This is a genomic window from Microbacterium sp. Root322 (assembly GCF_001425645.1).
Lineage (GTDB): Bacteria > Actinomycetota > Actinomycetes > Actinomycetales > Microbacteriaceae > Microbacterium > Microbacterium maritypicum.
This window is the reverse complement of sequence record NZ_LMCS01000002.1, coordinates 1,352,277-1,370,203: the sequence shown is the minus strand read 5'-3', so window position 1 is coordinate 1,370,203 and position 17,927 is coordinate 1,352,277. Positions and strand designations below refer to the sequence as shown.

Annotated in this window: 20 protein-coding genes and 1 tRNA gene; 14 read left to right on the top strand and 7 right to left on the bottom strand. The window is 67.3% G+C overall.

The features are described 5' to 3' along the window. The first annotated feature begins 118 nt into the window (after positions 1-118). The 3 genes from ASC55_RS11525 (at position 119) to ASC55_RS11515 (ending at position 2,257) form a co-directional block, all read left to right on the top strand. On the top strand, positions 119-943 hold the full coding sequence (locus ASC55_RS11525) for a shikimate 5-dehydrogenase (RefSeq protein WP_268775991.1): 825 nt from the start codon (positions 119-121) through the stop codon (positions 941-943). A gap of 88 nt (positions 944-1,031) precedes the next feature. Beyond that, entirely contained in the window at positions 1,032-1,277 is a 246-nt protein-coding gene (locus ASC55_RS11520) for a hypothetical protein (protein WP_055871634.1), read from the top strand. Beyond that, entirely contained in the window at positions 1,274-2,257 is a 984-nt protein-coding gene (locus ASC55_RS11515) for a Clp protease N-terminal domain-containing protein (RefSeq protein WP_055875543.1), read from the top strand. Before ASC55_RS11520 ends, ASC55_RS11515 begins: the two co-directional genes overlap by 4 nt. Positions 2,258-2,314: 57 nt before the next feature. Here ASC55_RS11515 and ASC55_RS17785 read toward each other — a convergent pair whose 3' ends face one another. Further along, the gene (locus tag ASC55_RS17785; RefSeq protein ID WP_017829963.1) at positions 2,315-2,449 is read right to left on the bottom strand and encodes a hypothetical protein; all 135 of its coding nucleotides are present in this window, start codon (positions 2,447-2,449) and stop codon (positions 2,315-2,317) included. A 256-nt stretch (positions 2,450-2,705) separates the two neighbouring features. Here ASC55_RS17785 and ASC55_RS11510 point away from each other — a divergent pair, with 256 nt between their 5' ends. The 4 genes from ASC55_RS11510 to ASC55_RS11495 all read left to right on the top strand — a co-directional run bounded on the left by ASC55_RS11510 (position 2,706) and on the right by ASC55_RS11495 (position 5,783). Beyond that, positions 2,706-3,857, top strand: coding sequence for a calcium:proton antiporter (locus ASC55_RS11510; protein WP_055875540.1), 1,152 nt, complete (start codon positions 2,706-2,708; stop codon positions 3,855-3,857). A 54-nt stretch (positions 3,858-3,911) separates the two neighbouring features. Further along, complete coding sequence (locus tag ASC55_RS11505) at positions 3,912-4,415, top strand: MarR family winged helix-turn-helix transcriptional regulator (RefSeq protein WP_055875537.1); 504 nt, start codon at positions 3,912-3,914, stop codon at positions 4,413-4,415. Next, positions 4,412-5,215 (top strand): SDR family oxidoreductase, encoded by an 804-nt coding sequence (locus tag ASC55_RS11500; RefSeq protein ID WP_055875535.1) that lies wholly within the window; start codon positions 4,412-4,414, stop codon positions 5,213-5,215. The genes ASC55_RS11505 and ASC55_RS11500 overlap by 4 nt, the downstream gene beginning before the upstream one ends. A 307-nt stretch (positions 5,216-5,522) precedes the next feature. Beyond that, positions 5,523-5,783 carry a hypothetical protein gene (locus ASC55_RS11495; RefSeq protein ID WP_055875529.1) on the top strand — a complete coding sequence of 87 codons (261 nt, stop codon included), beginning with the start codon at positions 5,523-5,525 and terminating at the stop codon, positions 5,781-5,783. A 30-nt stretch (positions 5,784-5,813) separates the two neighbouring features. On the opposite strand, the gene ASC55_RS11490 is transcribed toward ASC55_RS11495, so the two are convergent. Next, complete coding sequence (locus ASC55_RS11490; protein ID WP_055875525.1) at positions 5,814-6,452, bottom strand: hypothetical protein; 639 nt, start codon at positions 6,450-6,452, stop codon at positions 5,814-5,816. Between the two features lie 146 nt (positions 6,453-6,598). Between ASC55_RS11490 and ASC55_RS11485 the strand changes: the two genes are divergently transcribed. Continuing rightward, entirely contained in the window at positions 6,599-7,570 is a 972-nt protein-coding gene (locus tag ASC55_RS11485; RefSeq protein ID WP_055875522.1) for a GNAT family N-acetyltransferase, read from the top strand. Positions 7,571-7,594: 24 nt separating this feature from the next. On the opposite strand, the gene ASC55_RS11480 is transcribed toward ASC55_RS11485, so the two are convergent. Next, positions 7,595-8,038 carry a winged helix-turn-helix transcriptional regulator gene (locus ASC55_RS11480; RefSeq protein WP_055875518.1) on the bottom strand — a complete coding sequence of 148 codons (444 nt, stop codon included), beginning with the start codon at positions 8,036-8,038 and terminating at the stop codon, positions 7,595-7,597. A gap of 78 nt (positions 8,039-8,116) precedes the next feature. On the opposite strand from ASC55_RS11480, the gene ASC55_RS11475 reads away from it, so the two are divergent. Beyond that, complete coding sequence (locus ASC55_RS11475; protein ID WP_055875512.1) at positions 8,117-9,310, top strand: MFS transporter; 1,194 nt, start codon at positions 8,117-8,119, stop codon at positions 9,308-9,310. An 81-nt stretch (positions 9,311-9,391) separates the two neighbouring features. Here ASC55_RS11475 and ASC55_RS11470 read toward each other — a convergent pair whose 3' ends face one another. The 3 genes from ASC55_RS11470 to ASC55_RS11455 all read right to left on the bottom strand — a co-directional run bounded on the left by ASC55_RS11470 (position 9,392) and on the right by ASC55_RS11455 (position 13,099). Then, complete coding sequence (locus ASC55_RS11470; RefSeq protein WP_055875510.1) at positions 9,392-10,183, bottom strand: hypothetical protein; 792 nt, start codon at positions 10,181-10,183, stop codon at positions 9,392-9,394. Continuing rightward, positions 10,176-10,652: a MarR family winged helix-turn-helix transcriptional regulator gene (locus ASC55_RS11465; RefSeq protein ID WP_055875507.1), complete on the bottom strand. Its 477-nt coding sequence runs from the start codon at positions 10,650-10,652 to the stop codon at positions 10,176-10,178. Before ASC55_RS11465 ends, ASC55_RS11470 begins: the two co-directional genes overlap by 8 nt. A 335-nt stretch (positions 10,653-10,987) precedes the next feature. After that, positions 10,988-13,099, bottom strand: coding sequence for an MMPL family transporter (locus ASC55_RS11455; RefSeq protein ID WP_055875502.1), 2,112 nt, complete (start codon positions 13,097-13,099; stop codon positions 10,988-10,990). Positions 13,100-13,178: 79 nt separating this feature from the next. Here ASC55_RS11455 and ASC55_RS11450 point away from each other — a divergent pair, with 79 nt between their 5' ends. Further along, positions 13,179-13,676 (top strand): MarR family winged helix-turn-helix transcriptional regulator, encoded by a 498-nt coding sequence (locus tag ASC55_RS11450; protein WP_157559440.1) that lies wholly within the window; start codon positions 13,179-13,181, stop codon positions 13,674-13,676. A 91-nt stretch (positions 13,677-13,767) separates the two neighbouring features. Here the strand turns inward: ASC55_RS11450 and ASC55_RS11445 are convergent. After that, positions 13,768-13,850: transfer RNA gene (locus ASC55_RS11445), tRNA-Leu, on the bottom strand. Between the two features lie 144 nt (positions 13,851-13,994). Here ASC55_RS11445 and ASC55_RS11440 point away from each other — a divergent pair. The 4 genes from ASC55_RS11440 to ASC55_RS11425 are packed head-to-tail and all read left to right on the top strand — an operon-like array spanning position 13,995 to position 17,926. Next, a complete protein-coding gene (locus ASC55_RS11440; protein WP_055875496.1) occupies positions 13,995-14,720 on the top strand; it encodes an FhaA domain-containing protein in 726 nt (241 codons plus the stop codon). Continuing rightward, complete coding sequence (locus ASC55_RS11435; protein WP_055875493.1) at positions 14,717-15,235, top strand: FHA domain-containing protein FhaB/FipA; 519 nt, start codon at positions 14,717-14,719, stop codon at positions 15,233-15,235. Before ASC55_RS11440 ends, ASC55_RS11435 begins: the two co-directional genes overlap by 4 nt. Before the next feature lie 7 nt (positions 15,236-15,242). After that, positions 15,243-16,544 carry a PP2C family protein-serine/threonine phosphatase gene (locus ASC55_RS11430; RefSeq protein WP_017829948.1) on the top strand — a complete coding sequence of 434 codons (1,302 nt, stop codon included), beginning with the start codon at positions 15,243-15,245 and terminating at the stop codon, positions 16,542-16,544. After that, positions 16,541-17,926, top strand: a complete 1,386-nt coding sequence (locus tag ASC55_RS11425) for an FtsW/RodA/SpoVE family cell cycle protein (protein ID WP_017829947.1) — start codon at positions 16,541-16,543, stop codon at positions 17,924-17,926. The genes ASC55_RS11430 and ASC55_RS11425 overlap by 4 nt, the downstream gene beginning before the upstream one ends. The last annotated feature ends 1 nt before the right edge of the window (position 17,927 follow it).

Here is a 17,927-nt window from a genome sequence, read left to right as displayed (position 1 = left end):
GAGACCGGCGCGGTCGGGACTTGACCCTGAGGGGTCCGCGGGTCTCGTCCAGGTGTGTCACGGATGGTCGCGTCGGCGACATCGCACGCGACGACCGGCTCGCGAGTAGCCTGATCCCGTGACTCTGCTCAACAAGGACATGACGCTGTGCATCTCGCTTTCGGCACGGCCGAGCAACAACGGCACGCGCTTCCACAACCACCTCTACGAGGCGCTCGGGCTGAACTGGATCTACAAGGCCTTCGCCCCCACTGACCTCTCCCAGGCGATCGCAGGCGTGCGCGGACTCGGCATCCGCGGATGCGCGATCTCGATGCCTTACAAGGAGGACGTCATCTCCCTCGTCGACCGGATGGACCCCTCGGCGAGCGCGATCGACTCCGTCAACACCATCGTCAACGATGACGGCGTGCTCACCGCACACAACACCGACTACTCCGCGATCGCGCAGCTCATCGAACGTGATCGCCTCGATCCCGCGGCCTCGGTGCTGCTGCGTGGGTCGGGAGGGATGGCGAAGGCCACCGCCGCCGCGTTCCGCGACGCCGGATTCACGCGCGTGACGATCGTCGCCAGGAACGAGCGGAACGGCCGTATGCTCGCCGACCTCTACGGCTTCTCCTGGCTGGCCGAGGTCGGAGACGCCACCGCAGACATCCTCGTCAACGTCACCCCGATCGGCATGGCCGGTGGCGCGGAGGAGCACACGCTCGCGTTCTCGGAAGAGGCGATCGCCGCGGCATCCGTGGTGTTCGATGTCGTGGCTCTTCCCGCGGAGACGCCGTTGATCGCCGCCGCGCGCTCCGCAGGCACCCCCGTGATCACAGGGGCCGAGGTCGCGACGTTGCAGGCACTGGAGCAGTTCGTGCTGTACACCGGCATCCGGCCGTCGGCGGAGCAGGTGCGCGAGGCCGAGGAGTTCATGCGCGCCGGGAACGCATGATCGGAGCGTTCTGATCGCGGAGACCGCGTCTGACGCACGCGTAGCAACGTAAGTTGACAGCGCCTCGTTAGCAACGTAGGTTGACGACATGGAATCCCTCGATGTCGCACAGATCGCCGCGGACACGACCGACCCGCGTGCAGGCCTGCGTGCGGTGGCATCGCTGCGCACGCTCGCGGACGCACTCGAATTGCGCCAGGTCGAAGCCGCACTGCGGTCCGGCATGAGCTGGCAGGCGATCGCCGATGCCCTGGGCGTCACCCGCCAGGCAGTGCACAAGAAGCACGCGAAGCGGATCGATCCGACCATCGCCGTTCCCCGGAGGAGCTCATGAGCAGATTCACCCACGCCGCCGCCACGATGCACACCCTGTCGCTGGCCGCCATGGAGGAGGCCTCACGCTTCGGAGTGCGCGACGCCGACATCGATCATCTGCTCCTCGCCCTGACCATCGATCCCGACACGGGAGGGCAGATCCTGCGCGGCATGGGCGCCGGCCTCGATACGGCCCGCGCGGCGGTCGCGGCACAGCACGCAGCTCAACTCGAGCTCGTGGGCATCGCCTCAGACACCGACGGTCTCGGTCGCATCGTCTTCCACGAAACCTCGGGATACGAGTGGACGGAACGGGCGCTCGCTGTGTGGACCGAGGCATCGAGCGGAGGCCGTCGCGGCAACTCCGCCGCAGTGCTGCGTGCACTCGTCGACGAACCAAGCGGTCTTATCGATGAGATCCTACGACGACTCGGCCTCGACCCCGACGCACTGAAGTCCCGCCTGGATGATGCACAGAACCTCGGCCTCTCGCGGCCTGCGATGTTCGAGAAGAACAGCTTCTCCGGCAAGCGATCGATCTTCGTTCCCGCCCCCGTCGATGACGTATGGGAGCTGCTGTCGTCCGCGACGCGCATCCCCGAGTGGGACCACGTGGTCGACGAGGTGCATGCAAGCGCCACGGGTGTCGGCCCTTGGGAGGCGGCGACGGCCACCAGTCGCAACGGAAAACCGGTAGCAGTCAGGGATTCCAGCCGTCGTCAGCAGATTTACCTTGATCGGTTCGAAGACAGCGCGTACGTGACCTGGCGCTTCACTTATCCGGACTCTAGCAACGACACAGCAAGGGTCGTCACCTTCGCACTCGAACATGCCGCGGGTGGAATGCAACTTCATATGACCCTTACTTGGGCGGGCACCCGGCGTCGCCGTCGTGTCGTGCGTCAGGTTCTCCGCGCTGTACTGGGCCCGACCCTTCGTCTCCTCGTCTACATCCAGCTCACGCAGATGGAGAGTGGGATCACCCGCGTCTTCCGTTGACCCTGCGACCCCCATGGCGGGCGCACCACGCGGATGCGCCCGCCGGACCGAATCCGATCAGCCCTTCGCGCCCTTGCGAGGCTTGATGAACTCGGCCGGGGCGTTCTTCTCCCGCTTCGCAGCTCGCTTCTCCTTGAGCGAGAGCTGCGGCGCCTTCTTGCTGTCGCGACCCTGGATGGACTTTCCGGACATGGTTACTCGCTTCCCCTTCGGTGGCTGGCGTAACCTCCGACCATAGCCCGGAACTAGGGGAAGTCAAATTTCCTTTTGACCGGGAAAAAACACACACCGCTCAGTGCTCGTGGCTTTCATGCCGTTTTCGGAATGTTCCCGCCGCAACACCACAGCGCCGACGCGGTTTGCTACCGTGGGGCGGGAAACGACGACGGAGGACGACCTCCGACGGTGAGGCAGATCGGGGACGGCCCCACCTCGAAGGAGTCCGGCGATGTCACGCACGGAGCTTAAGCAGTTGATCGGCGTCACCGATATCGTCCGCGTCGCATTGGGGTGGGGCGCTTTCGCTGCCCTCCTCCTCTTCCACCCGGTTCTGGAGCCCCCTGTGCCCGTGCCGGTACTCGTGATCGCGCTCGGGGCGATCATCGTCGTGATCCTCGTCTGCGCGTTCGGTGTCGTCAAACAGGCCGAGGCTCTCGCCCACAGGCTCGGCGACCCGTACGGCTCACTCGTGCTGACCCTGTCTATCGTGCTGATCGAGGTCATCCTCATCTCCGCGGTCATGCTCGGTCCTGGTGAGCACGCGACCATCGCCCGCGACTCGGTCATGGCCGTCGCGATGATCATCCTCAATCTCGTCATCGGGCTCGCGCTCCTCCTCGGCGGACTCCGCCACCGCGGCATGGCGCACAACCGCACCGGCACGTCGGCGTATCTGTCGATGCTGGTGGTGCTGGTCGCGCTCGCGTTCGGCCTCCCCGCTCTGATCGGAACGGACGGCTCGTACACGACGGCGCAGGAGATCCCGATCATCGTGCTCACCATCGTGCTCTACGCCTTCTTCCTCTACCGGCAGATGGGCGCGCAGGCGAGCGACTTCACCGAGGTCGATCCGCGTCTCCTCCAGACCGTGAAGGATCAGGAGAAGGGCGAGGCCGGGGGAGGAATCCGCCAGGTGCTGTCCGCGCACCGCACGGAAATCGTCGTGCGCCTCACGCTGCTGGTGGTCACCGTGATCCCCATCGTGCTGCTGTCGCACGACATGGCGACGCTGCTCGACGACGGGCTGGGCCGCCTCGGCGCCCCGGTCGCCCTCGCCGGTGTGCTCATCGCGGGCATCGTGTTCCTTCCGGAGTCGATCACGGCGGTGCGCGCCGCGCTCGGCGGTGAAGCCCAACGCGTGAGCAACCTCTGCCATGGCGCGCTGGTGTCGACCGTGGGCCTGACCATCCCGGCGGTGCTGATCATCGGCATGTTCACCGGCCAGACCGTCGTGCTCGCGGAATCGCCGGCGAACCTGCTGATGCTCGGCGTCACGCTGCTGCTGTCTGTGACGACCTTCGCCGCGAAGCGCGTGACCGCGATGCACGGCGCTGCACACCTCGTGACATTCGCGGTCTACCTGGTGGTCCTCTTCAGCTGAGCGCGGCCCATTCGCATAGTTGCCCCACGCAACTGAACTGATATCCTTTGTCTTATGGCGGTCGATGACGAGATCGAAGACATCCGCGAAGCGTTGGTTCGCGTGGTCGCGGAGTGGACGCAGGGCGAGCTGCAGACACAGGTGGCCGCGAGCGTCGGAGGTTCCCTCGAGGCCATCGAGGTACGAGCCCTGTACGTGGTCGGCATGCACGGCGGCTCCCTCGGGTTCAGTCGACTGGCCGACCGAGCGGCGATGTCACGCCCGACGACGTCGAAGCTGGTGTCGCGCATGTCGGCGTGGGGGCTCTTCGATCGCGTACGAACGGGGCGGACGGTCGAGGTGCGCTTGACGGATGCGGGCCGAGACGCTTACGCCCGCCTCGTCGCCTCCGGGCAGCAGATGGTCGGCGGCGCGCTCACCGGCTGGTCCGCGCACGAGATCACCCAGTTCCAGGCCCATCTCAGCCGCTTCGTCGCCGCCCTTCCCGAATCGACATCCAGGGCCACCGCATCCCCGTCGTCATCCGACCACGTCTCATCACCCCAGGAGGAAACATGACCCGCACCTACGTCGTCACCGGCGCCGCATCCGGCATCGGTGCCGCGACCGCCGAACTGCTTCGCGCCCAGGGACACACCGTGATCGGGGTCGACCTGGGCGGAGTGGAGGTCACGGGTGATCTTTCGACACCCGCCGGCCGGATCGCTGCGGCGGACGCCGTTCTCGCCGCCGCCGACGGCGGCATCGATGCGATCATCGCCTGCGCCGGAATCGCCGCACCGATCGCCAAGACCATGGCCATCAACTACTTCGGCGTGACAGAGTTCCTCACCGCGCTGCTGCCGAAACTGAGTCTGGCGGACCAGCCGCGCGCCGCCGTGGTCTCATCGATGGCATCGCTGCAGCCGGTGTCGGCGGACCTCGTCGACGCGGCCCTGGACGGCGACGAGAGACGAGCCCTCGAGATCGGCGACCAGCTCGCCGTCACGGCCGAGGGCGGGTTCCTCAACTACTCCTCCAGCAAGCGCGCCCTGTCGCGCTGGGTCCGCCGCGAATCCGTCTCCGAAGCCTGGGCCGGCGCCGGGATCCCCCTCAACGCCGTCGCCCCCGGCACCGTCACCACGGCGATGACCGCCGGATTGCTGGCCAGCCCGGAGGGTCTGGCGCAGGTCGACGCCGCCGTGCCGATGCCGCTGAACTACCACCAGCCGGCATCCTCGATCGCCGAGTTGCTGGTGTGGCTGACGAGCCCGGCCAACACCCACATGGCCGGCCAGACCATCTACTGCGACGGCGGCGCCGACGCGGTGCTGCGCGGTGACGACATCTGGTCCTGGAACGACGCCCCGCGCGACTGACCCGCCACGCCACGCGACGAAAAGGCCCGATCCCGCTGCGGACCGGGCCTTTTTCAGCATCCTCCTCTTGTCCCGTCATCTCCTTATTTTTAGCGACTCAAAATAAGGTGTACTCTCGAAGAGAACCGGACGACCACATCCCCTTCTTCCCACCGGCATCCGGCCTCACTGGGGAAGGGCCTGGCCGCCGGACAGCGCGTCGTCCACCGGGGGCAGCATCGCCACCCCGCGTGTGTTCGGCGTGCCCGCGCACAGGACCGAGTGCGCCCGCATTCAGGGGCACCCGAAGACAGGAGAGGAATCACTGATGGAGGAGAACCGAAACGACTGGAAGCCCAACCCGGTGTTCAGCTCGATGCCGCATTCGATGGGCCGCGGCTCCCGCGAAGACATCGTCTGGGAGGCGCTGGACCGGGTGAACGGCAAGCCGGCACCCACGATGGACGCCATGCGGGCCGCGATGGGGAACGAAGCACAGATCCGCATCGTCCACGAGACGATCCGTGCCTACCTCGACGCGCACGGGCTCCGCGACACCAGCGAGCTGGGTGTGCGCACCTCGCCCTGAGCGGGTTACGAGCGGGTGCCGTGAGGACGGTCATCCTCCGAACACGGCCACCGAGCCCGCCCGTGCGCGAGCAGCCCTGAGCGCAACGGCACCCAGCGCCCCGGTGGCGAGGATGCACGTCAGGATCAGCACATTGGAGACGAGGATCATCGCGTTCTGGTCGGAGACACTGCCCGACATCATCGCGACCTCCATCAACGACCCCAGCACCACGGCGGCGAGCGCGATCGCAGGGATGAACCGCCACGGCTTCGCCAGCGAACTGCGGAGCACCCCGGCGACGATCGCACCGCACAGCCCCAACTTCACGAGGGCGTTCACGTAGACCGGCACCGCCGAGGTGAAGTCGAACGAAACCATCAGAAGTGGCGGCCCCACAGGGAGCCAGACGGCGAGGAGGAACAAGGCGACGATCCCCCCTCTGGAAAGTCGAAGAGTGCCATCGCGGCGCGCAGCACCGATACCAGCGGCGACCAGCGCGAGACTGAAGGCCAAGGTCGATGCGGTCGAGATGATCGCGAGGGCATCGACGTCGAGCGTCCCGGGAAGACTGCGGAACGCGGCCAACAGGGCCGACGTGATGAACAGCGCTCCGGATGCCAGCCACCACGTCGACCACCGTGATGACGCGTCCTCGACCCCGATCACCGGGAGATCAGGTCCGCTCATCGCTCACCCTTTCGTCACTCAGGGGCACATCCCGCATCCACCATCTCAGATACCCCGCGGCCGCACGAGAGGGGAGAACGACTCGGCGGTATGGCAACCTGGATCGTGCACCTGTCCGTCTGCGAACACCGAGAGCGTCGTGACCTTTGAGCAACATCCGGATCAGGGATGTCGATCCTCGCGACGTCGCTGAGCTTCTGAGGTGGAACGGCATCCTCCGAGACGGCTACTCGGCCGGGCGGCAGAAGGTGTGGTCCCGCAGCGACGAGGCGACGCGCCTGCAGTTCCAGAGCCCGCATCCGACTCGCCGCTCAGTGCTGCTGCTCGCGGAGATCGACGAGGTGCCGGTCGGGGCGGCCGAAGCGCACGTGCATCCTGGCGAACCTGCCGACGTCGAGATCGCGGTTCTCGACGCCTTCCGCCACCGCGGCGTCGCCCGTGCACTGCTCCACGCAATCCGCAACGCGCTGCGCGGCACCGCCACGATGATGCGCACCGAGACGTACTCCGATGCCGGGGTCTCGTTCGCACGCTCCGAAGGGCTCCAGGTGGGCGTCCGCGAGAGTCGCCAGGTGGTCGATCTCCCGGTCTCCACGAAGACACTCGACCGGCTCCCGACTGCACTCGCAGACGTCGACATCGTCTCCTGGGTGGGCGCGTGTCCGGATGAGCTGCTCGATGACTGGGCGAGGCTTCGCGCTCACATGTCGGAGGACGTGCCGATGGGCGACCTGACACGGACCCCCGCGCCCGCCGACGTCGCGGCCGTTCGCCGGAACGAGGAGCGCATGTCCGAACAGGGGTATGCCCTGGTGCGGAGCGTGGCGCGCGCGGACGGGGAGGCCGTGGGGTACACCGAGATCCTGCTGTCGCGGCCGGATCCGAAGATCGTCCTTCAGGACGACACCTTCGTCGCGCAACGGGTTCGTGGTCGTGGGATCGGCCGCGCGTTGAAGGTCGCCAACCTCCGTCGTCTCATGAGCCTCCCGGAGAGCTCGGACTCGCGGTTTCTGCAGACCTACACGGCCCTGACGAACGCGCCGATGCTCGCCCTCAACAGATCGGTCGGATTCGAAGAGGTCGATGTACTCACCATCCTCGAGGGCCCGCTGGGCTGACGATCTCCCCGGTTCAGGACGCACTCACCTCACGACGCGGGTGTTCCGGCTCGTCAGCGGGTTGCCGTCTGTACCGACCGGCTCGGTCGCAGCCACGGTCGCACCGGCGGCATCGACCAGGACCGAATGCGCCTCTCCTTCGGCGAAAGCATGCTCCTCTCCCCAGTGTCGCAGGGCGAGGATGACAGGGAAAAGCTCCTCTCCGGCAGCGGTCAGCTCGTAGTGCTTCCGCTTGCCGGCCGGGGCCTCGACGCGAGTCATGATCCCGTACCCGGCGAGTCTGCGGAGGCGATCGGCGAGCATGTTGCGCGCGATACCCGTGCGCTGCTGGAAGTCGGTGAACGTGCGGGCTCCGTCCATCGCATCCCGGATGATCAGCATGCTCCAGCGGTCGCCGACCAGGTCGGTCGCCCGAGCGACCGGGCAGTTCGGATCGGTCCACTGCGGAATTCCGGTGGATTCACCCATGACATCTCCAAGAGTTGCGATTTGAAACCATTATGCCCTACGGTTCATTCGGTAGCAATATGCAACCAAAGGACACCTGTGTACCTCAAGACCAAGATTCTGCTGGCCGCGATCTGTGCCGTCGCCGTCGCGTCCGTGTACGCCGCGCAGCCCATCCTCACCGAGATCGGGCGAGATCTCGGTGTTGCGCCCGACGCGCTGGGCTGGCTCGTCTCCGTCGGACAGCTGGGTTACCTCGTCGGACTCGTCGTGCTCGTCCCACTCGGCGACCGACTCGACCGACGACGACTGATCGCATTCCATCTCGGCCTGGTGGGGATCGGCATGATCGTGGTCGCCGCCGCCCCGATGGCATGGGCGGCCTACGCCGGGCTGGCGTTCTCCGGACTCTTCGCGGTCGTGGTCCAGACGACCGTGGCCTATGCTGCGGCGGTCTCCGACCCCGCGGAACGAGGGCGCAACCTGGGATTCGTGACATCGGGGGTCGTGGTCGGCATTCTCGGCTCGCGACTGATCGCCGGGGCACTGACCGACATCTGGGGATGGCGCAGCGTCTACATCTCTCTGGCGCTGCTGGCCGTGATTCTGGGAACCATGGCCCTCCTCGCCCTTCCGAGTGATGCGCGCCGGCCCGCCCGTCCGTACACAGAGCTCGTCAGCGGTCTCGGTCGCCTCCTCAGCGACCCTGTCTTCGTAAGTCGCGGCGCGATCGCGTTCTTCCTCTTCGCGTCGTTCGGAACACTGTGGAGCGGGATGGCGCTTCCGTTGACATCTGCGCCCTGGCATCTCACCGAGACCCAGATCGGACTCTTCGGCCTCGCCGGCCTGACGGGCGCCCTGGGTGCCGTGCGCGCGGGCCACTGGGCAGACGCCGGCAAGGCCAACAGGGTCACCGGTCTCGCACTCCTCGCCCTGGTCGCATCCTGGGCGCTGATCGGGCAGCTCCCCTGGTCGTTGACCATGGTGATCGTCGGCATCGTCGTGCTCGATTTCGCCGTGCAGGCCGCCCATGTGAGCAACCAACACATCTTGACCGTGCTGCACCCCGACCGCGTTTCGACGGCCATCGGCGGGTACATGATCTTCTACTCCCTGGGATCAGCCGTCGGCGCGGCCACGACCACCTTGGCCTTCAGCACATCGGGGTGGACGGGTTCCGTGGTTCTCGGCGCGGCCTTCGCTGCCGCAGGCCTCGCGGCCTGGGCTCTCGGCACCCTCTCTGTGCGCGACACTCGACGGGGTGAGTCCGAGCCGGCTCGGGCATCGCGCTGATCGCGTTTCGTGCACGACTCCGGCCACAGCGGGGATCGGCACGCAACGAATCGGTCGGATTCGAAGAGGCCCCCTCGCCGTTCACCCCGCGGAAGAACGATCGAGAGAGCGCAGCGCGCGCGTGATGATGCGAGCGGTGGCGACATCGTCGCTGGCGGCGCCCCAGCGGTCGCAGAGTTCAACGGCCCAGTCCGGACGGGTCTTCGCCGCGTCGTTGATCCAGTTGGCGACGGAATCCTGGACGTAGCGGGATGGATCGTCGCGCAGCGGATGCAGGATCGGCTCTCCGCGCTCCGGCTGCTTCTTGAGCGCAGCGATGTGGGCGGCCCACACGCCTCGCGGCCGCAGCGCTTCGCTGGCGAATCGGCGAACGCGCTCGGAAGGGTCGCCGGTCCACGCGGCGAGCATATCGATGCTGGCGTCGAGGTCGGTGACGAGCACAGGGCGCGCTGCCATCCACACCCACTCGCGGACCGCGAAGTGCTCATCGTCGGCGAACCGTCGGAGTCGATCGAGCAACACGACCGGGGTGGCGGACGGCTGCGCAGCGATGAGGAAGCACGCCCACCCGCGCACGGTGTCGGACGGGTGCGCGGCCATGTCGTCGACCTCGGCGGAATCACACCGGATCGCGAGGGCGGCACCGATGCGGGTCATCCGCTTGAGGATGCCCAGCTGCTGCGCCGCGGCGACTTCGGCACTCAGGGCAGCGTCGGCGTCCGGGAAGACGTTGCGGAACAGAGTCGTGTGATCGATCGCAAGAGCGTCGGACAGCGTCCTCGACGCTGCCAGGCCCGCGTCGAGTGCGCTCAGGTGCTCCGCGTCGACCCCGGGCGATGTGCGGGCCGCCCGTCCTCCCACTGTTCTACTCATCGCCGAGGTTCCGCTGCATCGCAGCCAAGACGAGGGCAGCGTGGTCGCGATCGGCGGCACTGATCCCGGTCCCGAGCTGACGGAGCCATTCGGCGTAGACCGGGACCAGCTCGGCGATGAGCCGCTCCCCGGCGAGGGTCGTCACGAGCGTGTGCGTGCGCGCGTCTGTCGGGTGCGGGTGTCGCTCGATCAACCCGTCGCGGTCGAGTCGATCCAGAAGTCCCGTGACGGTCGCCGAGGTCACGGCGAGCCGGGTCGCCAGCAGCCGTGGCGTGATCCCCTCCTCGGCGGAGACCGCGAGGAGGGCCGCCATCCGCCCCTCCGACAGATCGTGTCGAGCGAGCAGCTCCGCGCAGGCCGCGTCGATCCGCCGCGCGGTCGTGAGCACCGTCATCACCAAGCGCGCAGACTCGTCGCCGCCGAGTCGCGACAGCAGGAGCGCCTGCTTGGTCCCCAGTGCATCCGTCATCCCCCCAGATTACTAGGCGGCTTACGAAATCTCGGACCGCGCCTCTTCCGGCGAGTTCCCGACCCTCTCGGCATCGAACGATCCGACACCCGCAGGGGAGGTTTCGGCAGGGGCGGGGGAAGCACAGGCGGCGAGCGCGAGCGCCGAGGTGCTGAGACCGACGGCGGCGAGCGCGAGCGAATCGAGGGCTGGGGTGCGTGAGGTCACGGGACGCCTTCTCTAGGGGAGGGGACCCTCCCATCGTCGCCGGGCCGACTGCTCGACGCATCGGTCTGAGGGAGGGGCGTCGTCGTACCGCAGGCGGATGTTCCACCACCGCGCATGGGCGTCCCCCGTCAACGGGAGAGCGCGTGGGGCTGTTCAGGCGCGAGTGCGTCGGCGCCCTGTCGGGCGGCCTCGGCATCGGTCAGAGCGGGTCGGCGGGGCCACCAGAACCTGTCCCGAGTGATGAACGCGAGTGCAGGAACGATGACCGTTCGCACGAGGAGTGTGTCGATGAGCACGCCGATGCAGACGATGACGCCGATCTGCGTCAGCGTGATGAGGGGGAGAACGCCCAGGACGGCGAACACCGCGGCGAGGAGGATGCCGGCGCTGGTGATCACGGCGCCCGTCGCGGCGAGAGCACGAATCATGCCCTGGCTGGTGCCGAGTCGGGCGGCCTCCTCTTTCGCACGGGTGACGAGGAAGATGCTGTAGTCGACACCGAGCGCGACGAGGAACAGAAAGCTGAACAGCAGCACGTTCGTATCGATGGCGGGGAATCCGAAGAGTGGCGACTGGAACAACCACCAGCTCACCCCGATCGCCGAGAAGAAGCTGGCGACGACGGCGATCAGGAGTAGCAGCGGCGCGACGAAGGCCCGAAGAAGGAGCACGAGCACGACGAAGACCAACGCGAGGATGAGGGGGATGAGGAGAGCCTGATCCCGGGCCTGGGCTTCGGCGACATCGAGCGCCTGCGAGTCGAGCCCTCCGACGAGCCCTTCGCCCGATCCGACGTCGTCGAGCGCTTCGCGCATGCGTTCGACGGTGGCGAAAGCCGCGTCGGTCTCGGCGCTGGCGTCGAGGGTGACATCGATCCGCGCGAACTCATCCGTCGCCTCTCCCGGCCTCGCCGCGTCGACACCGTCGAGATCCGCGAGAGCGGTGGTCGCCGCCTCGGCGTCCTCGACAGGAACGACGACGATGGCGGGGGAGGTGGTTCCAGCGGAGAACGCCTCGGCGAGGACCTCCTGGCCCTGCACCGCTTCGGGCTTCTGCAGGAAGCGGTCATTCTGGGAGAGTCCGGTCTGCACGAACAGCAACCCGCTGGCCATCGCGCCGAGAACGACGAACCCGACCGTCGCCACCACGACCGGACGCTTCGACACTCCGCGACCGAGCTTCCCCCAGACGCTGCGGGAGATCGCGTCGGGCGACTGGAACCGCGGGATGTAGGGCCAGAACAGGCCGCGGCCGAAGAGCACGAGAGCAGCGGGCAGCACGAAGAGCGCGAAGAACATCGCGACGACGATGCCGACGGCGCAGGCCAGCCCCAGCGCACGGTTGCCCGCGATCTCGGCGAGGAGCAAGGTGAGCAGTGCCAGTGCGACCGTCGAGCCGCTGGCGATGATGGCGGGACCGGCTCCGCGAAGGGCCCGCTGCATAGCCTCTCTGCGACTCTCATGCAGACGCAGTTCGTCACGGTAGCGGGCGATCAGGAGGAGCGCATAGTTCGTCCCTGCGCCGAAGACGAGCACAGAGAGAATGCCCGTGATCGACGCATCGAGCTGGATGCCGACGGCGCTGGCAACCTGTCGTGCGACGATCCCCGCGAGTGCGTCGGCCAGGCCGATGACGACGAGGGGGACGATCCACAGCCATGGACTGCGGTAGGTAATGAGCAGCAGAACGGCGACGACGATGACGGTGGTGAGGAGAAGGGTGAAGTCCGCCCCGTCGAACACGGCGGCGATGTCGACCTCGAAGCCTTCAGCGCCCGTGAGATAGACGCGAACTCCCTCCAGATCCGCCGCGGCGATGTCGCGGATCTCCTGCGCGCGCGCAGTCTGCTCCGCGACGTCGGGCTCCGGCTCGAGAGGCACCACCACGAGGGCGACCGTTCCGTCGTCGGAGACCTGAGCGGGCGGTACGGCGCCGTCGAGGGCGAGCGCGGCAAGATCGCCGAATGCCTTCTGATCGATGAGGGAGAGCGTTTTCTCGTCGAGCACGCCGTCTTCGGAGGCGAAGACCAGCAGCGCCGAGGTCGCGTCGGCGCTGGGGAACTCTTCGAGCAACTGATCGACCTTGACGGATTCGGCGGAAGAGGGCAGACCGACCGACGGGGCTGTCTCGGACTCCTCGCTGCCGGCGAGGGCGAACAGCGCGGTTGCGGCGAGCGCCGTGATCACGAGAATGATCCACGATGTCTTCGCCGACGTCAGGAACCGTGTGAGTACGCCCATGAAAAGTCCCAACCTTGGATAGTAGTTCGATCATCAAACTATATGACTATCGAAAGATAGTAGCGATATCGTGGAGGTCATGCAATCGAGCGGGGTGCCACCTTTCGACGCCGACGGGGCGGACTTCATCCCTGCCCGTCCGGCGACGGCCCTGCTTCGGGACTTCATCGAACTCAGCGAACTCTTCGAGTCCTCCCTCGCGGATGAACTCGGGGTCAACCCCACCGATCTGCAGGTGATGGAGCACCTGCTCATGAGCGGTCCTCTGGCGCCGACCGAGCTCGCGCGGAGAGTGGGGCTCTCTGCGGGCGCGACCACCACGTCCGTCGACCGCCTCGTCGCGCTCGATCACGTCTCCCGAGAACCCCACCCGAACGACCGCCGAGGAATCCTCGTAGCTCCGCGGCGCGCGTCGCGTGACAAGGCGATGGGTCGCCTGATCCCCATGATCATGGGGATCGACGCCGAACTGGACGCCTTCACGCCGGCCGAACAAGACGTGATCACCCGCTACCTGCGGCAGGTCAGCGAGTCTCTGCGGCGGCACGCCCGTTCGGGATCATCGGACTCCGAATGAAGGGCGCCGAAGCCGCAGGGTGGCCCCGATCGATCGGCGTTTCCGGAAAAGCGAAGGGCCCGATCCATGGACCGGGCCCTTCATCTCGCTGTGCGCGAGGGGGGACTTGAACCCCCACGTCCTTACGGACACTGGCACCTGAAGCCAGCGCGTCTACCATTCCGCCACTCGCGCGAGTGTCTCGTTCCGAAGAACTCAACTTCCCAAAGATATCATGCGTTTTCGGCCTCGTTGCACATGCCTGGAGGGCCATCGGCGGCGTTCCCCCAGGACACCTGGCTACGATGTGTCTACCAGTCGGCATGCCAGAGGAGCCCAGTGGGACTACTTGACAGCTTTGAGAAGGGTCTCGAACGCGCAGTTAACAGCGCGTTCGCCAAGACCTTCCGTAGCGGCATCCAGCCTGTGGAGATCGCTTCGGCGCTGCGGCGTGAAGCCGACACGAAGGCCGCGGTCGTGAGCCGCGATCGCATCATCGCGCCCAACAGCTTCGTGGTGCGTCTGAGCGCCGACGATGCGGAGCGGATGCGCGGGCTCGGCGGCGCCCTTACGGACGAGCTGCACGCTCTTCTCACCACGCACGCCACGTCGCAGGGCTACAGCTTCGCGGGCCCGCTCTCGATCAGCCTCGAAGCCGACGAGAAGGTCGCCACCGGCACGGTGCGCGTGAGCTCGGGCACCGTCGAGGGCCGCGTCAGCTGGCAGGCCGTGGTCGACGTCGACGGTCGTCGCCACTCCATCTCCCGCGCCCGCACCGTGATCGGTCGAGGCTCGGATGCCGACATCACGATCGCTGACGCGGGGTCGAGCCGCAAGCACGTCGAGATCCTGTGGGACGGCGAGCGCGCCATGATGCGCGACCTCGGTTCCACCAACGGCACGAAGGTCAACGGGCAGAAGCTGCGCGAAGCCGCCCTCCCGACAGACACGACGATCACGATCGGACGCACCGACCTGGTGTTCCGCATCGTCCCCGTGGCCGCACCCTCGCGTCCTGCGACCAGAGGCGACGACGCCACCCGAGCGTTCGGAGCCCTCGGTTGAGTGAACTGATCCTTCTTCTCCTGCGCATCGGGTTCCTCCTCCTGATGTGGTTCTTCGTGTTCGGTGTCGTGTACTCGCTGCGCGCCGACCTCTTCGGTGTGCGAGTGCGCAAGCTCCCCGTCGAGGCGACGGCAGGGGCACCTGCGGCGGCGGGTGCACCCGCGGCCCCCGTTTCGAAGCCGGCATCCGCCCGCCCGTCGACCGGACCGGCGACGGTCGCGACCGCCAAGCGCCTCGTGATCACCTCAGGCCCCAAGGCGGGCCTCGAGCTGCCGCTCAGCGCCGACTCCCTCACGATCGGCCGCTCCAGTGAGTCCGCTCTCGTGATCCGTGACGACTACACGTCCAGTCACCACGCGCGCCTGATGCTGCGCGGCGACAGCTGGGCGATCCAGGACCTCGACTCCACCAACGGCACCTTCGTCGCGGGCCAGCGCGTCTCCGGCTCGCCCGTCGCCCTCTCGCTCGGCACGCCCATCAAGGTGGGCGCCACGACCTTCGAGCTGCGAGCCTGACGCCGGCATGGTCTTCGAAGGCTCGAGCGTCGCGATCTCCCACACTGGGAAGGTCCGCTCCAACAACCAGGATTCCGGTTACTCCGGAGCGAACCTCTTCGTCGTCGCCGACGGCATGGGCGGCCACGCCGGTGGTGACGTCGCCTCGAGCATCGCGATCCAGCGTCTGGAGCCCCTCGACCAGCCGTATGCGTCGACGGAAGACGCGCAAGCCTCACTGCAGGCCGCGGCCACCACGGCAGCGGGCGACCTCATCCGTGCCGCGAAGGATCGACCGGAGCTCGCCGGTCTCGGAACCACCGTCAGCGCGATCATCATGGTCGACGAGTACGCGGTCATCGGCCACATCGGCGACTCGCGCATCTACCTCTACCGCGACGACGCCCTGACGCAGATCACCGCCGACCACACCTTCGTGCAGCGCCTGGTCGACTCGGGCCGCATCACCCCGGAAGAGGCGCGCTACCACCCCCGCCGCTCCGTGCTCATGCGCGTGCTCAGCGACATGGACTCCGACCCCGAGCTCGACATGTTCGTCATGCACACGCAACCCGGCGACCGCTGGCTGCTCTGCTCCGACGGACTCTCCGGCGTGGTCGACGAACCCCACATCCTCAAGGCCATGCAGCTCGGCCTCGCTCCAGGACGCACCGCCGACAACCTCCTCAAGCAGGCGCTCGACGGCGGAGCGCCCGACAACGTCACGATCGTCCTGGTCGACGTCGGCGGTCAGCACCCGATCCACTCGGGCACGCCCACGATCGTGGGCTCGGCCTCGAACCCCGACGGCGTGTACGTGCCCCCGGTGCGCCCTCCCCGCGGCAACTGGCTGCACCCGGTGCGCCAGGCCGCGAACGAGCCGAGCCACTTCGAGCCCGCCCCCGAGTACCTCGAGGAGCTCATCGAAGAGGATCGTCGTCGAGCCAAGCGCCGCCGACTCGGTTGGATCGCCGGTGCTCTCGTGGTGATCGCGATGCTGGGCGTGACCGCCTTCGCCGCGTACAGCTGGACCCAGACGCGCTACTTCATCGGCGCCGACGAGGACAGCGTGGTGATCTTCCAGGGCGTGCAGCAGAACATCGGACCGATCACGCTGTCGACCCCGATCCAGGACACCGACATCCTCCTCGCGAACCTGCCGCCGTACCAGCGGGCATCGGTCGAGCGCACCATCACCGCGCGCTCCCTCTCCGACGCGATGGCGATCGTGGACCGCCTCAAGGCGGGTGCCGACGCGAACACGATCGAGACCCCGCTGCCCACGCCCATGCCGACGCCTGTCGACACCCCCGAAGGCGGTGAGGGATGAGCACCGACGTCGCGGCCGACACCAGTGTCATCAAGGCCCTCAAGCGCATCCGGATGCCGCAGAACCAGCGCAACCGCGAGTTCTGGCTGCTGCTGTTCGCGTGCGCGATCAGCGGCGCCGCCCTGACGCTCGTGCAGCTGGGCGCACTCGGCGTGATCGACCCGATGATCCTGGCGATCGGTGGCGGCCTCGCCGCTCTCGCCTTCGCCCTGCACATCGTGCTGCGCTTCGTCGCGTCAGACGCCGACCCGTTCGTCGTGCCCATCGCGACCCTGCTCACCGGCCTCGGCATCGCGATGATCTATCGGATCGACATCGCCTTCAAGAACACCGGCTGGAACGCCTACTCGACCAAGCAGCTCGCGTGGACCGCGATCTCGCTCGCGGGTGCGATCGCGGTGGTCATCCTGCTGCGCAACTACCGCATCCTGTTCCGGTACACCTACATCTTCGGCCTCGCCGGAATCCTGCTCCTGCTGCTGCCGTTCGTGCCCGGCCTGCGCATCCCGGACGCGAACGCGGCCGTCTGGGTGTCGCTCGGCGGTGCGTTCGCCTTCCAGCCGGGTGAGCTCGCCAAGATCTGCCTGGCCATCTTCTTCGCCGGCTATCTGGTGCGCACCCGCGAGAGCCTGACCTCCGTCGGCAAGCGCGTGATGGGCATCACCTGGCCCCGCATGCGCGAGCTCGGCCCCGTGCTCGTCGTCTGGCTCATCTCGCTGGGGATCATCGTGTTCCAGCGCGACCTCGGCACGGGAACGCTGATCTTCGGCATGTTCGTCGCGATGCTCTACGTCGCGACGGGCAAGACCAGCTGGGTGCTCATCGGCCTCGCCCTCGTGGTCGCCGGTGTCGCCCTCGCGACGCAGATCCTCAGCTATGTGCAGGGCCGCTTCATCAACTGGCTGTTCCTGTTCGATGCCGATCAGGTCGACCCCGACGGCGCCGGGTACCAGCCCATGCAGGGGCTCTTCGGGCTTGCACGCGGTGGACTCATGGGCACCGGCTGGGGCCAGGGCCGCCCGGAGGTCACACCTCTGGCCCACAGCGACTACATCATCACCAGCCTCGGCGAAGAGCTCGGACTGATAGGGCTGTTCGCGATCCTCTGCCTGTACATGGTGTTCGTGAGCCGTGGCATGCGCATCGGCCTCGCGGGACAGGACGACTTCGGCAAGCTGCTGGCCACCGGGCTCTCGTTCACGATCGCGCTGCAGGTGTTCATCATGGTCGGTGGTGTCACCCGCCTCATCCCGCTGACCGGTCTGACCACACCGTTCCTCGCGGCGGGCGGCTCCTCCCTCGTGGCCAACTGGCTCATCGTGGCGCTGCTGCTGCGCATCTCCGACGGGGTGCGCCGTCAGCCCCGGGTGGTGATCGGCTGAC